This window comes from Nocardia coffeae (assembly GCF_019890715.1).
GTDB classification, from domain to species: Bacteria; Actinomycetota; Actinomycetes; order Mycobacteriales; family Mycobacteriaceae; genus Nocardia; species Nocardia jiangxiensis.
In genome coordinates, this window is the sequence record NZ_JAINZY010000013.1 from 202,976 (window position 1) to 217,158 (window position 14,183).

9 protein-coding genes are annotated in these 14,183 nt (G+C 65.9%); 3 read left to right on the forward strand and 6 right to left on the reverse strand.

What is annotated here, in order from left to right:
- Nucleotides 1-10: 10 nt before the first annotated feature.
- Entirely contained in the window at nt 11-2,818 is a 2,808-nt protein-coding gene (locus K7711_RS36110) for a helix-turn-helix transcriptional regulator (protein WP_222975404.1), read from the reverse strand.
- An 839-nt stretch (nt 2,819-3,657) separates the two neighbouring features.
- Here K7711_RS36110 and K7711_RS36115 point away from each other — a divergent pair.
- Both K7711_RS36115 and K7711_RS36120 read left to right on the forward strand, forming a co-directional pair.
- Nucleotides 3,658-4,944: a prenyltransferase/squalene oxidase repeat-containing protein gene (locus K7711_RS36115; protein ID WP_222975406.1), complete on the forward strand. Its 1,287-nt coding sequence runs from the start codon at nt 3,658-3,660 to the stop codon at nt 4,942-4,944.
- Nucleotides 4,945-4,968: 24 nt separating this feature from the next.
- Nucleotides 4,969-5,805: a DMT family transporter gene (locus K7711_RS36120; protein ID WP_222975408.1), complete on the forward strand. Its 837-nt coding sequence runs from the start codon at nt 4,969-4,971 to the stop codon at nt 5,803-5,805.
- Here K7711_RS36120 and K7711_RS36125 read toward each other — a convergent pair.
- The 5 genes from K7711_RS36125 to K7711_RS36145 all read right to left on the reverse strand — a co-directional run bounded on the left by K7711_RS36125 (nt 5,744) and on the right by K7711_RS36145 (nt 12,734).
- Nucleotides 5,744-6,442: a phosphoribosylanthranilate isomerase gene (locus K7711_RS36125; protein WP_222975410.1), complete on the reverse strand. Its 699-nt coding sequence runs from the start codon at nt 6,440-6,442 to the stop codon at nt 5,744-5,746. The genes K7711_RS36120 and K7711_RS36125 overlap by 62 nt on opposite strands.
- Before the next feature lie 117 nt (nt 6,443-6,559).
- Nucleotides 6,560-8,857 (reverse strand): ATP-binding protein, encoded by a 2,298-nt coding sequence (locus K7711_RS36130; RefSeq protein WP_222975412.1) that lies wholly within the window; start codon nt 8,855-8,857, stop codon nt 6,560-6,562.
- A gap of 214 nt (nt 8,858-9,071) precedes the next feature.
- On the reverse strand, nt 9,072-9,536 hold the full coding sequence (locus K7711_RS36135) for a hypothetical protein (protein ID WP_222975414.1): 465 nt from the start codon (nt 9,534-9,536) through the stop codon (nt 9,072-9,074).
- Nucleotides 9,537-10,259: 723 nt separating this feature from the next.
- Nucleotides 10,260-11,096, reverse strand: coding sequence for a mycofactocin-coupled SDR family oxidoreductase (locus K7711_RS36140; RefSeq protein ID WP_222975416.1), 837 nt, complete (start codon nt 11,094-11,096; stop codon nt 10,260-10,262).
- A 99-nt stretch (nt 11,097-11,195) separates the two neighbouring features.
- The gene (locus tag K7711_RS36145; RefSeq protein ID WP_222975418.1) at nt 11,196-12,734 is read right to left on the reverse strand and encodes an aldehyde dehydrogenase family protein; all 1,539 of its coding nucleotides are present in this window, start codon (nt 12,732-12,734) and stop codon (nt 11,196-11,198) included.
- Nucleotides 12,735-13,192: 458 nt separating this feature from the next.
- On the opposite strand from K7711_RS36145, the gene K7711_RS36150 reads away from it, so the two are divergent.
- Nucleotides 13,193-14,182: an alpha/beta hydrolase gene (locus K7711_RS36150; RefSeq protein WP_222975420.1), complete on the forward strand. Its 990-nt coding sequence runs from the start codon at nt 13,193-13,195 to the stop codon at nt 14,180-14,182.
- Nucleotide 14,183: the final 1 nt, after the last annotated feature.

Below are 14,183 nucleotides of genomic sequence, written 5' to 3' on the forward strand. Positions count from 1 at the left end.
CAACGCTTGTTCACACCTGGCGGGCGAGACCGACGGCGATCTGGACGCGGGACTGCAGATCGAGTTTGTTCAGAATGCTGGACACGTGGGTCTGCACGGTCCGCCTGGACAGGAACATCCGCGTGGCGATGTCGGAGTTGGATCCGCCCTGGGCAACCAGTTCGGCAACCTTCTGCTCGGTGGGGGTGAGTGCTTGCCAGCCGGTCTTCGGCCGTTTGCGGGGGCCGCGCGATCCCCGACGGACACCATGTTCGCGCAGTCGCGACTCGGCTCGCGAGATATCCCATTGGGCGTCCATGCCCGCGTACGAGCGCATCGCCGCGTCCAGAGCCGACCGAGCGTCCGCGGTTCGGCCGTGGCGCGCGAGGATCACGGCGAGTTCTTCGCGGGCCTGTCCCTCGTAGAGCGGGCGTCCGGCGCGGTGGAAGGCCTGCGCCGATTGCTCGAGCAGTTCGGGCTGGTCCAGGGACAATCCGCGGCACAGCAACACGGTGCCGCGTCTGCTGAGCGTGGAATAGCGGGCATCGAGAGTCTCGGCCGCGGTCGACATCTCGTCGAGAACCTGTCGGTTGCCCGATGCCACCGCCAAGCGCGCGACATCGGGATAGGCGTAATACACGGTCGATCCGGCCAGCCCCGACGCCAGCTTCCGACATGCCTCGGAGAGAATGTCCAGCGCCTCGTTCGGCTTGCCCCGAGATTCCAGCAACAACGCGTCGACCCAGGAATCGAAGTGCAGATACGTCTGGCTGCCGACCCGGTCGTCCGGTCCCGCCCAGTTGAGACCCGCATCGAAAGTGCCTCGGTGCACGGCGATCAGCGCGGTCATGCTGTTGGTCACCACACCATGGCCGAAGATGTCCGGCAAGCCTTGGCGGGCAAGGATTTCGGCGAGCGCATCGTCCCAGCGGCCGCTCAGGAAATACAGCCGGGCTCGCGACACCAGATGCAGTCCACGGTTCTGCAAACCATCGACCACGGCGTGGCCCAGAATCTCCTCGGCCTCGGCGGCCCGGTCGAGCTCGATCAAGGAATGCGCTCGAAGCACGTACGGATCGAGCTGATCCAGTCGATTCCCGGAGCGCTGACATGTTTCGTACGCGGCGGCGACCCGCTCACCGAGTGCGAGAGCCTGGTCCAGGTAGCCCTGGGTGTATCGCAGTCCGCCGAGGGTGGTGCAGCCCATGCCGACGGTCAGCGGGTCGTCGAGATCGTCTCCGATCGAAATGGCTCGCGTCGCGGCTTGTTCGCCGACATCGAATTTCTCGGCGAAGAAGTAGAACAGGGCCAGGAATGCGTTGTAGAGGCCCTCTTCCCACCGGGTCAGTCCCGGCTGGGCCAGTACGAGGTTCGCCGTGGCGGCCGCGTCGTCGAGCCGGCCCTGAGCGTAGTACGCGCGCACCAGAAGCCACTGCAGCGCTTTGTCGTTCGCCGAGCCCGGCGCGGTGGAGGTTCGGCTCGCGAGGATGGCCTTGGCCGTGGTCTCCGCTTCGGCCGCGCGGCCGTTCCACAGCAGGGCCCGGACATGCTGAACCCGAAAGTTCTCGTGGGCGGTTCGGTCCGATCCGGAACCTGCCACCACTCCGGCGAGCAGGTTGATGGCCAGCTCGGGGGCCCGAACGGTGAGCGTGTCCGCGGTTTCGGCCAGCCATCGCAGGCTCTGGTCGTCCAGGGGAGCGTCGCCGGCCAACAGGTAGTTGGCGATACGTTCGGCCGGGGCGCCCGCTGTGATCAGCACGCGGCCCGCGCGAAGCTGCAGCGAGGTGCGGGCCGATGTGGGCAGCTGATCGGCGAATACCTGACGCAGCAGATCATGCCGAAAGACCAGCTCGTCGCCGGATTTGACCAGCATGCCCGCTTCGGTGGCGATGCTGATGGCCTCCCAGATCTCCATCACCGCCAAGTCCAGGACCGTCGAGAGCTCCATCGCCTCGACGCTGGTGCCGAGAGCCGCGGCCATCGTCAGTACCTGCTGCGCCGTGCGAGGTAGGAAATCCAGTCTGCGCTCGACGGTTTCGGTGAGCGACTCGGGCAGCGGGAAGCGCTCCGGCTGCCCCGCGGGAACTGTCACCAGCTCGGTGATCTCTCGGCCGACGGTGAGTGCCTCTGCCTGCTGTAGGCCCGCCACCAGCTCGACGACGTAGAACGGGTTACCGCCCGCGCCTGCGACCGCAGCGGTCAATGCCGGGCCGGGCGCGGCCCCGAGCCGGTCTTCGATCAGAGCCGCGACGTCGGGTTCGGTCAGTGGTTTGAGCTGCAGCTCCGTGGCGCCCCAGGCATAGAACTGCTTCAGCAGGGCGGCCAGGCTTTCCCCCCGCGGCAGGGGCCGCATCGCCAGGACGATCATCAACGGGAGTTCGGTGGCGGTCTCGCCGAGTCTCTCCAGTGCGGCCAGGCTGGACGGGTCGGCCCAGTTGGCATCGTCCAGTATCAACATCACCGGACTCGTGGTGCACCATTGATCCACCAGAGCCAGCAGCGCCTCGACGACCGCGAAGTGCCGGCTGAACGCGCCGTCACCGGGCAGATCGACGCCGCGCAGCAACGAATGAAGTTGTGCCGCAGAAGGATCGAGCGTTCCGTGGCCGATACCCAGGCACCAGCCGAGCGCGGCGTAGGGCACCTCCTGCTCGATCTCCGCGGCTGTGCCCCGCAGCAGCCGTGCCCCGTGCGAGGACGCCGATCGGCTCACCGCATTCAGCAACGAGGTCTTGCCGATTCCCGGCTCGCCGCTGATGATCACGATCCCGCCGCGCCCCGCGGCGGCTTGCTCGGCAACTGCGGAGATCCGGGCGAAATCGTCCTGCCGTCCGACCAATCGGTTGCTTCCCGTTCGATCGCGGCCGAGTCCGGCATCGGGTGACCCCGGGTGATCGGTGCCTCGCGCGACAGGAGAATCGGACGACTCGGACGAATAGGAACTGCTTGCCACACCTGCGATCCTGCCACGCGCCCAATCGAAACTCTCTGCAATACGGAAACAGTCGGTCCCGCCACGCCCGGTACTCACCGCGTAGCGTTCCGTCGACGAGATCGGACCGCCGCGGGATCGCGATCGGGCCGCGGGTCCGCAGCCTGTTCGGTGACAACTCCGACTGCGGCAGAACAACTTTCGCCGAGCAGGTGTGGCACCCGACGGCCGGGCGTCGTGTTCTCGACGGATCGGCGCGATAGTCGGCAGTCGGCGCCTTCGGTTCGGCGGCGCGTGTCCCGCTCGGGTCGCCCCCGCCGCGTTGTCGACCCCCGCTGTCGTGGAAGTCCGGGTATGTCACGGGAATTGCTCGACACGCGGGCGATCCCGGCCGGGGCCACCGGCACATGGGGTTGCAATTTCAACTCGGACCGGTGCAATTCCGGTCACACGGTGACGGCCTGGTGATAAAATTCAGGTCTCCGATAGGTGACCCGGGGTGCGTAGCGTCGGCGAATCCGGCTCGCTGCCTGCGGATCTCGTGGCGCCACTGTGGCGGACGCAGCCGAGACCCCGATATGGAACCGAAACACGTTCGCTACCAGTCCATTCAGGTGACTCCGGGACGAGCGGATTGTCGGACCACCCGAGTAACTTGGCGGTTATCAGCGCCTGATCGAAAGTCTCTGGGGCAACGTACTGTAAGGGGGCGGAGGGCCGTGTCGAACATCGACGAGCGTATCCGGATGGCTGTGGAATGGCTGCGTGGCAGCCAGATACCCCATCTCAGCGGGGGTGCGGGCTGGGGCTGGATTCCCGATGTGCCACCCAATCCGCAGAACACCGCCGAGGTGGTCTGCGTTCTGCATCGCGCCGGGTGCGAAATCCCGCGTGCCGCAAAGGTCGCCATGTTGGTCCGGGCAACGGTTGTGCAACGGCCGAACGGCGACGAATGGTACTTCCGTACCCCGATCGACGTCGCGTGGCGCATCCGCGCGCTGCGCTGCCTCGGGGTCGAGGAGTCCGATCCCGATCTGGCCGGAGCCGTGCGATCCCTACTGGACCAACAGGATTCCGAAACCGGCGGATGGCGGATATCGGGCTTCCTCGGCCCGGTATCGATCACCGCGACCGCCGCCGCGGTCGAGGCCCTCATCGGTGACGGCGGCTTCGACGGTGAACGGCACCAAGCCCTCTCGCGCGGCATCGGCTATCTGGTCTCGGCGATGTATCAGGACCCCCGTTCGCTGCCGATCTACGCGGCGGCGCACATCGCCACCGTGCTCGCTCGCCCCGAGATCGTCCGGATCGGTGACAAGCGTGCCGAGCGGGCGTGCGCGATGGCGGTGAAACGGCTGTTGACCGGGTTGCGCAGAGACGAGTGCGAGATCGAGACCGAGATCTTCCGCCGTGACGATCTCGTCGACACCTGGCGTCATCTGACCCTGCATCTGGCGGTCGGTGCGGTGATAGCCGCCGACAGCCGCACCATCTTCGATCCCGCGGTGCGGGCCGCGATCGTCGCGTTGCTCGACCTGCAGGAGATGGATGCGCTGGCGATCTATCGGGGCGGCTTCCGCATCTCGGACGAGGGCCCGGTGACCTCCTACGCCACCACGCAGGCGCTGGAAGCCCTGCTGCAGGTGCGCCCGGCGATCAACGAACGAGTGAATCCGGCGAAGGTGTACGACGAGATCTGCCGGGCCGACGGCGCCCATCGCACCGATCCGCAGGCGATCGCCTCGGTGCGCGGCCACCGCATGTTGATGAATTCCACTGCCGGAGAAGCGTTGTTGGTACTCGGCGCGGCGGCCGGTATCACGGTGTTCGCGTTGGCGGTGGGCTTCGACACCGTATACGGCACGATCGCCAGCCGGGCCCTGGTGGTGTGGGGCACGGCGCTGATCGCCTTCGGCACCTACTGCGGGCTGGCCACGCATTTTCCGCGATTACCGAAGAGACGGGTGGCGAGTGCGGTGTTCGCCGCGTTCACCGCCCTGGTACTGCCCGTGGTCACCTATCTGCTGACCTAGCCTATGGCCGGTCCGATCGCTCTGATGATCGTGGTGACCTGCCTGTGGGGTACCTCCAGCGCGCTGCTGGCGGCACTGGGGGCCCCGACCACGGCGGGTCTGGTCGCCCTCGGCGGGGCGGTGCCGCTGCTGGTGTCGGCGCGGTTGCGCGGACAGCACCCGTGGGCGACGCTCACCGCCCACCCGGGGCTGTACGTCAAGTTGGGTTTGCTGGAGGCCGCGAATCTGGCGCTGTACGTCGCGGCGCTGCGCATCGGCCCGCTCCCGGTGGTGGTCGCCCTGCACCTGACGGCGCCGGTTCTGATCATCGCCGCGTCGCTGCTTCGCGGACGCCGCGCGCCGACGTTCCTGGTACTGCTCGAACTGCTCCTGGTCGCGGCCGCGATCTGGCTGGTCACCGGACGTCACCCGGGCAGTGCCTCGGCGGGGTCGGCCGTGGCCGGATGTGCGCTGGCCCTCGGCAGCGCGGCGTGCGTGGCGATGCTGGTCAGCGTGATCGCGCGACAGCCGGGGCCGAACCACACGATCACCGCCGCGGCACTGCAACTGCTGCTCGGTGGGATCGCGAGCAGCCCACTGCTCGCGCTCGACCCGCCATCGCTGCCGGTTGCGGCCGAGTTGGCCGCGGTGGGCGCCACACTCCTCGGACCCGGATTCGCCCTCTACTGGCAGGCGCTGCGATGGCTGGACGCCGCGACGGCCAGCGTCATCGGGCTCAACGAGGCGGTGGTGGCCACACTGGTGGGGGCGGTGTGCACCCGAAGTCTGCCCACCTCCGCCACCGCCGCGGCGGGCGTGCTCATTCTGCTCGCAGTCGGGCTGGAGCAGCGTTCAGCGCCGCGACGGCGTGTGCCGCCCTGACGAAGTCGCTGCAGTTCGCGGGATCCTTGTCGCCGCGCGAGTCGTCGACGCCGGAGTTGACATCGACCCAGGACGGTCCCACCGCATCGATGGCCGCGGTGAGGTTGTGCGGGTTCAGGCCCCCGGCCAGCATGACCGGGAATTCCGATTCGGCGAGCAGGTCGACGATGCGTGCGCTGATCGACCAGTCGTGCGTGCGCCCGGTCCCGCCGAGCCGGTCCGCGGACCGCGAATCGAGCACCAGCCCATCGCAATTCGGCGCCGCGCGCACCGCTGCGCCGACCGCTTCGGGCCCGGTGACGTGGACCGCGCGGATCACCCGCCGCCCGGCCGCGTCCCGCTGGACCGCGCGCACGGTGTCGAGCGAGATCAGCCCGTGCAACTGGATGCAGTCCACGTCGATCCGGTCGGCGAGACGCAGGACCTCGCCCGCATCGGTGAGATGGGTGACCAGCACGCGCTCCATCGACGCGGGCACCAGCCGCGACAATCGCCGCGCCCGCTCGACGTCGAGTTCGTCCTCACTGAAGTGTGTTGTGCCCGAAATGAACCCGGCCGCATCGGCATCGGCCGCGACGACGGCCCGGAGATCGGATTCGCTCCGGATGCCGCAGATTTTCGCTCGGACGTTGATCATCGGCACACGATACTGCCCAGACTGTGCCTATCCGGCGGGCCACGTCGTTATTGGTGCACCCTCAGTATGAACGCTCTCCCCGCGTTGGGAAGCCCGCTTGTGCGGAAATCCTGATCATCACCGCACGCTGTCGGGTCCGTGTCGATGCGCGGTCCACGCGGCGACCTGTGTCCGGGAGGAGAATCCGAGTTTGCCGAAAATGTTCTCCACGTGATGTTCGATGGTGCGGCGCGAGACCACGAGACGTTCGGCGATCCGCCGGTTGCTGAGTCCTTGGGCGACAAGTTCGGCCACCTGCCGCTCTCGCGGTGTCAGCAGCTCGTCGGCGGAATCCGCAGGCGCCTCTTCCGAGGTCGAAGATACCGGCGTGTGTCGGCGGCGGTCGTCGGCGCAATCGATCGCTTGTTTGTGATCGAGACTCGCTCCGCGTTCGTATTCCGCGTGCAGCACATCCTCGGGCAGTGCCGCGGAAACGGTGCGCTCGCAACGCACATGAGGATTGTTCAGGTATGGGCCGAACGTTTCGATCGAGGTGCCGATGCGCTGCCATTCCGATGCGACCGCGCCCAGCAGACGCGCCGCTCGCCGGTGTTCGCCACGCGCGGCGACGGTCCAGGCCAGTGTCTCTATCAACAGCGAGGTTCCGATGGGATCGTGGAATTCGCGCTGTATCTCGAGCCCAGCACATATCGCCGCTACTGCCTCGTCGTATTCGCCGTGGACTTGATGGTGGTAGCCGAGAGCCCACAGGGCCGACGATTTGCTCCATCGCTCCCCGCAGCGGTCGGCCATCGCTATCCCTTGCCGGGCAGTCACACCGGCTCTGGGATCACCGGAATGCGCCTGCGTTATCGCGAGCTGAAAAAACGTCAGCCGCATGAGGTCCTCGTCCGCCGAGAATTCGGTGACGACGCGCTCGAAGAGCGACGCGGGCGCGACGAGATCGCCACGAAACAGTGCCAAGGTACCGCGCAAACTGTGTACCCATCCCATGGCTCGATGGTCGCCGACCTCGGTGGCACGGGCCGCGCATTCGTCGAGGGCCTGCTCCGCGGCATTCTGGTCGCCTTGCAGTAGCCGCTCCCATGCCGCGACCCACAACGCGGGGATCCGCTCCGGACGATTTCCGTCAGCGCTCTGGAGCGCTCGATCCGTCCATCGACGGCCATCTGCGAGGAACCCGTCGGCGCACCAGTGGTAGCGCAGGGCGGTGACGAGGCGCAGTGCCTCGCTGACGGCGGCCGGAGTGCTGGTTGCCCAGTTCAGCGCCGCTTGGAGATTGTCGTGCTCGGCGCGTAACTCGGCCAGACCGTCCACCTGGTCAGGACCGTTCCACAGTTCGGCAATCCGCTCGGAACGGGCCAGGTAGTAGTCGCAGTGGCGCTTTCGCAGGGTGTCCGGCTCGCCTGCCTCGGTCAGCCGGTCCCAGCCGTAGTCGCGGATCGTCTCCAGCATCCGATACCGTGGCGCGCGATCGGTGGGGACGACAACCAGGATCGATTGGGCGACCAGGTGATCGATCAGGTCCAGAATGCGCTCGGAAGGTAGGTCGGGCCCCGCACAGACGTGTTCGGCGGCTGCGAGGGTGCATCCGCCCGTGAAAACCGACAGTCGCGCCCACAACAGCCGTTCCGCGGGTGGGCACAGCTCGTAGCTCCAATCGATCAACGCCCGCAACGTGCGCTGCCGGGGGATGGCGGTACGGGTGCCGGCACCCAGCAGCGCGAAGCGGTCCTGGAGTCGTTCCAGGACCTCCGACAGTGACAGCGACCGCAGCCGGGAGGCGGCCAGCTCGATCGCCAGCGGAATGCCGTCCAGACGCTGACATACCCGTACTGCCGCGGGCGCGTCACGTTCGGTGAGGTCGAAGTCCGGACATACCGCTCGCGCCCGCTCCACCAACAGCGTCGGAGCGTCATAGGCGGCCAGCGCCGCCAGCGTGAACGCGACGTCGGAGGTGGGCATCGACAGCGGTAGAACCGGGTAGACGTGCTCGCCCGCAGTGCTGAGCGATACCCGACTGGTAGCGAGAATGCGCAGCTGAGCACACGATCGCAAGAGGTGCTCACACACCGCGCTGCAGGCGTCCACCACCTGTTCACAGTTGTCCAACACGACCAGGACTCGCTGGTCGCGGAGATGATCGACGAGTCGGTCCTCGATACTCCGGTTCGACAGGTCGACGATTCCGAGACTGGTCATCATCTCCAGAGCGACCATATCCGGATCGCGCACGCTGGCCAGATCCACCAGCCACACCCCGTCCGGAAACGTTCGGCCGGATACGGCGGCCACCTCCACGGCCAGCCGAGTTTTTCCCGCTCCGCCGACACCCGTGAGCGTCACCAGCCGTGCCGTCGAGAGCAGCGCCCGAACCTTGCGGATCTCCGGTTGACGTCCCACGAAACTAGTCACCGCAAAGGGGAGGTTACCAACCACGCGAGCGGGCTTTCGTCGCTCCATGAAGCCACTCTAACCATGCAATCTTCCGCGACCAGCCGTTTCGGATCCCATCCGCGACCCGCGCAAGGACCCGGATGCGCATCGCTGCATTCCGCGGCGATTCGGCGATTCGGCCGCTACCTCCCGCAGCAACCACACGGACACACAGTCCGGCAACTGTTGGATGTCAGGGCGCGGTGTTCTGGAATCGGTAGGCGGCCGTGTGTTCTGGTCCCGCTTCGGGGGAGTGGCCGGTCGTGTACCGGTAGTCACCGGTGACGTTGTCGTGGCACCGCAATGCCAGCGAATAGGTGATCGGTTGCGGAGTGTCGGTCTGTGTGCTGTCGATGACGGCTGTGCCCGGAGCGGGCACCTTGTAGCGGTAGCTGCCGTCGTGCCAGATCCCGGTGCCGACCACCATGTACTGCTGTTTGTCGGCGGTCGGGAACCGCATGACCACAATCGAGTAGTCCGGCGGCGCCAAGGGAGCAGAGCGGGTGTTGCCGCGCAGAATCAGGAACTTGCCCATGAGCTGATCGGGCATTGCGCACTGTGGTGCCGGCTTGGCAGGGTCGGCGTGACCTGTGCCGCTGGACAGTAGAGTTCCCCCGACGAGCGCGGTGCCGAGGGCGACGCGTGCGAGATACTTCATGTGGTGGTCCCTTTCACCATCTCGGATGCGTGCGTCCAGCTCGACGACTGACACTCGGATATGTTGCGTGCGAACGCGATTCGCCAGTCGTCGTATCTGGACTCGGTCGTCGGGCGTGACGACAACGCGTCGGTGCGTGTGAGATTCGGAGGACAAACCGCAGACGTCGCGAAATGCGGTGCGGATAGGCGTCGAGTCTGCGATGTTCCTGCGGGGGTGGCTATGGCCAGCACCAGTCGAGGGTGGCTGATCCGGGTGTCGGGATGTGAAGGCAGATGTTGACCCAGATGTACGGCGCGTCCACGTGAGATACTGCGGGCTGGTTCACGCTCGGCTTCGTATTCGGCGCCGCGGGCTCGTGCGCGGATGCGGACGGTGCCGCAAGGGCGAGGAGCGGGACGGCTACTGCGGCGACTCCTGCCGCGCGAGCGACTCCTGCGAGCATCTCATCAACTCCTTCGGATCGGATCGTGACTCGATGACGGTTTCTCGGCGACGGACAGCACCGCCAGCATGAGTGCCACCCGGTGGTGTCGCCGATATCCGCGACGTCATCAGCGGCTCGGCGGTGTTGTCCATCGCTGTTCTCCCGGAAGAGTCGCGACGTGGCCTGGATTGAAGTGTCCACCGGACGTAGCGCCGTCGGCATCACCCACCGAGGATGAGCCACGTGAACGGGCGGGCAACGGATCTGCGCGTGTGCGTGGGGCGAACCGCCCGGGATCAGTTGAGGATTTGGCCTGCGTCGACGCGCAACTCCAGCCCGGTAACGTAGCGCGCCTCATCGGATGCCAGGTATGCCACGGCGTTGGCGATGTCCTCGGGTTCGATCCAGGCCAGGTCGAGAAGTGGGATGGTCGCGAATCGTGGTTCGACGTTCGCGCGAGTGAGTTCGTCTTCTGCGAGGTCCGGAGCAAACAGCGCATAGGTCGGCTGGTTGTGAATCAGCTTGGTGTTCACCGTCGTTGGGGCCACGCTGTTGACGCGAATCTTGTAGGGGGCCAACTCCATGGCTATTGTCTTCACCAGTCCGGCGACGCCGTGCTTGGCGGAGCAGTACGGTGACATATTCGGCGCGCCGATGGTAGCCATCGATGAGGTCGTGAATATCATCGACCCGCCCGCGTTCTGCTCCTTCAGAACAGGGATCGCCGCCTTGGCGGTGTGCCAGACGCCCTTGAGGTTGACGTCGTGGACGACATCCCACATTTCCTCGGTGATCTCCTCCGTGAGGCCGTAGTTCCACATACCGGCATTCGCTACGACGATATCTAGGCGGCCGAGTTCACGAACGCCGTCCTCGAGTGCTCCTTTCAGGCCGGGAAAGTCGCGGACGTCGGCTTTCCTGGCGACCATTGTGCGACCGAGTTCCTCGACTGCGAGGGCAGTGGCGTCGAGGTCGGCAGAAGTGGAGGCGTCGGCAACGTTCGTTGCGACCGGGCCGCAAATATCGACGCCTATGATGTCGGCGCCATCGGCGGCGAGCCGCAGAGCCTCAGCGCGGCCCTGGCCACGGGCGGCACCGGTGATGAAGGCGACCTTGCCCTCGAGCTTTCCCATGTGGTTGATCCTTTCGATAATCCCGCGTGCTGAGCAGGGAGTGAATGGGGAGACCGGGTGTTCGGATCAGCACTTGCGCCGCAGTTTCGGCGTGAAGCGTCAGAACTGGCTTGCGTTGCCGAGGACGAGTCCGTAGGCGCGCTTTCTCAGGTCACCGGACATATCGACCGTGATCGACTTGTCCTGAGTGAATTCCTCCAGTGCGTCGGGCCCCAATTCGCGGCCGATACCGCTCTGCTTGTAACCGCCGAACGGCAAGTGCTGAGACATGTTGTGCCAGTCGTTGATCCACACCGATCCGGCCTGCAACCGCGCTGCGACGTCCAGAGCCCGCGCGTTGTCGGAGCTCCACACCCCGGCGGCGAGCCCGTAGTCACTGTCGTTGGCGATCTCGATCGCCTCGTCGACCGAGTCATAGGAGATCACGGACAGGACGGGGCCGAATATCTCCTCACGGGCGATGCGCATGTTGTTGGTAACGCCGGTGAAAACGGTCGGTTCGACCCAGAATCCACGGTCGAAGCCGGGGCCGGATGGCACGCCCCCGCCGAACGCGAGCTGGGCGCCTTCAGCCCTGCCGATGTCGATATAGCCGAGGATCCGGTCGTGCTGCGCTCTGTTCATCACGGGGCCGAGATCGGTGGCGGGGTCGAGGGGGTCACCGATCCGCACGGTCTTCAGACGTGCTGTCAACCGTTCGACGAACTCGTCGTGGAGACTCGACGGCAGCAGCAGCCGCGAACCCGATTCGCAAGCCTGGCCCGCATGCAGAGCGAAGGCATATATCGATCCGTCGACGGCCAGGTCGACGTCGGCGTCATCGAGGACGATATTCGGGCCCTTTCCGCCCAACTCGAGCAGGACGCGTTTGATTGATTCGGATGCGTTGGCCATCACCCTGCGGCCGGTAGCGGTGGATCCCGTGAATGAGATCAGGCGAACGAATGGGTGGCCCACGAGGCGTTCGCCGACCGCACCGTCTCCGACAACGACATTGAACACCCCGGCGGGGAGTCCGGCGTCTCGGAGGATTGCCGCGAGTTCGAGTGCGAATCCCGGGGTCTTTTCATCGACTTTCAGCACGACGCTGTTGCCGACGGCCATGGCCGGGACGGACTTCCACACCGCAGTGCTGGCCGGAAAATTCCACGGGGTGATACCGGCACACACGCCGATCGGTTCTTTGCGAATCATTCCGGCGTGCAGTACCGGGCCAGAGGAGAGAGCGGATCGGGTTGGTTCGAATTTGCGTGTCAGGTCGGCGTAATAGGACAGGTGCGTCATCGGGAAGCCGACGCCGAGCGCAGTGGCCGTGCGGATGGGCATGCCCGTCTCCAGAACACTTTTCGCGGCGAGTTCATCCATACGTTCGGCGAGAACAGCTGCGGCGCGGTCGAATACGTCCGCCCGCTCGGCAGGCGGCATGCGTCGCCACGTGCCTTCGTCGAACGCGTCCTGTGCCGCGGCGACCGCCACGTCGACGTGTTCCGGCTCGGCCACGGCAACGGTGGATTCGACAACTTCGGTCGCCGGGTTGACCACGCCGAGTTTGCCTGCTGCGTCAGCCCATTCGCCACCGATGAACATCCGGTAGTGGGGGATTCCGCCTTGCGGGACCGCGGGGAGCGTATTCGGCATCTGATGCCTCCGTTCTCGATCGAGCCTGTGCTAGCGGCATCGGGTGGACAGCGGACTGTGGACTGCCCGTCGAGAAGTAATGAGAGCCCAGCCACACTGCCGCGAGAAGGTCGGTTCTCGGTAAGCGAGAACCGAAAGTCGGCGCTCGCCCGTTGGGATCTGGTGGATGGAACGAGCCGCCGGGCGAGTGCGCGGTGGTCGCGATGGTCGGCGTTCCCGTCACGGACCCCAGGGTGAGCGATGCCCTCGCGAGAAGTCGGCGGTGATGATGGGCGTCTGATCGCGCGTGTGGCGATGTGGAGCATGTTCCGGCAGTGCGGGGATCAGTCACGGTGTTGTTCACTCCGATCGGCGCCCGACGGGTGCTGCTGAAAGGGGGGCCAGCAGCCTCTGGTTGGCGAGCTGGCCGGTCCGTAGTTTCGGCGAAGTGGCAGCAACCAACGACGAAGGGTGATGAGATGACCGAGAGCAGGAAGACCGGAAGCAACCGCCACGTCGAGACCTACGACCCGGGCTACAACGGGGAGATCCGCAATGTCCGGGTGCCGGCACTGGCATGGGATATCGCTGCGAACCTGTTGCTCCCCCCGGGGTTCGACGAGAGTAAGAAGTACCCGGCGGTGGTATGCGGCCATCCGATCGGCAGTTGTAAGGAGCAGACCTCCGGCAACATCTATGGCGCGGCGCTGGCGAAGGAGGGCTATGTCGCTGTTGCGTTCGATGCCAGTTTCCAGGGTGAATCCGGCGGTGAGCCGCGACTCATCGAGGATCCGACTCAGCGTGTAGCGGACTTCAGTCATGTTGTGGACTATCTGGTCACCCAGGATTTCATCGATGCCGACCGCATCGCTGTGCTCGGTGTCTGTGGTAGCGGGGGATATTGCATCAGTTCCGCGATGATCGAACGTCGCTTCAAGGCAGTCGTCAGCGTGACCGGAGTCAACTTCGGGCGCTTGATGAACGAGGAATTCTCGCAGTTCGATCCGGTGGCCGCGCTCGAGCAGATGGCGGCGCAGCGCACCGCTGAAGCCCGCGGCGGCGAGCCGCGTGTCGACAACTACCTTCCGGCTTCCCCGGACGAAGCCGAGAAAGCCGGCGCGACGGAAGTCGACCTCTACGAGGCCACGTTGTATTACCGCACTCCGCGCGGCGAACAGCCCAACGGATGTACCAGCGCCCTGTTCTCCCATCAGTCCAAGGCTGTGGGCTGGGATGCGTTCACTCGCGCGGAAAAACTGCTGACACAGCCACTTCTGGTTGCCACCGGTGACGTCCCCGGTGCCTTCGGCGCCTACCGTGACGGGCGTGAGATCTTCCGCCGCGCCGCGTCCAAGGACAAGGAGCTGGTGGAGATCGCGGGCGGCACCCATTACGACCTGTACGACAACAAGGACGCAGTCGCCCAGATACTGGATCGGGCAATACCATTCCTCGCCGAACACGTCTGAG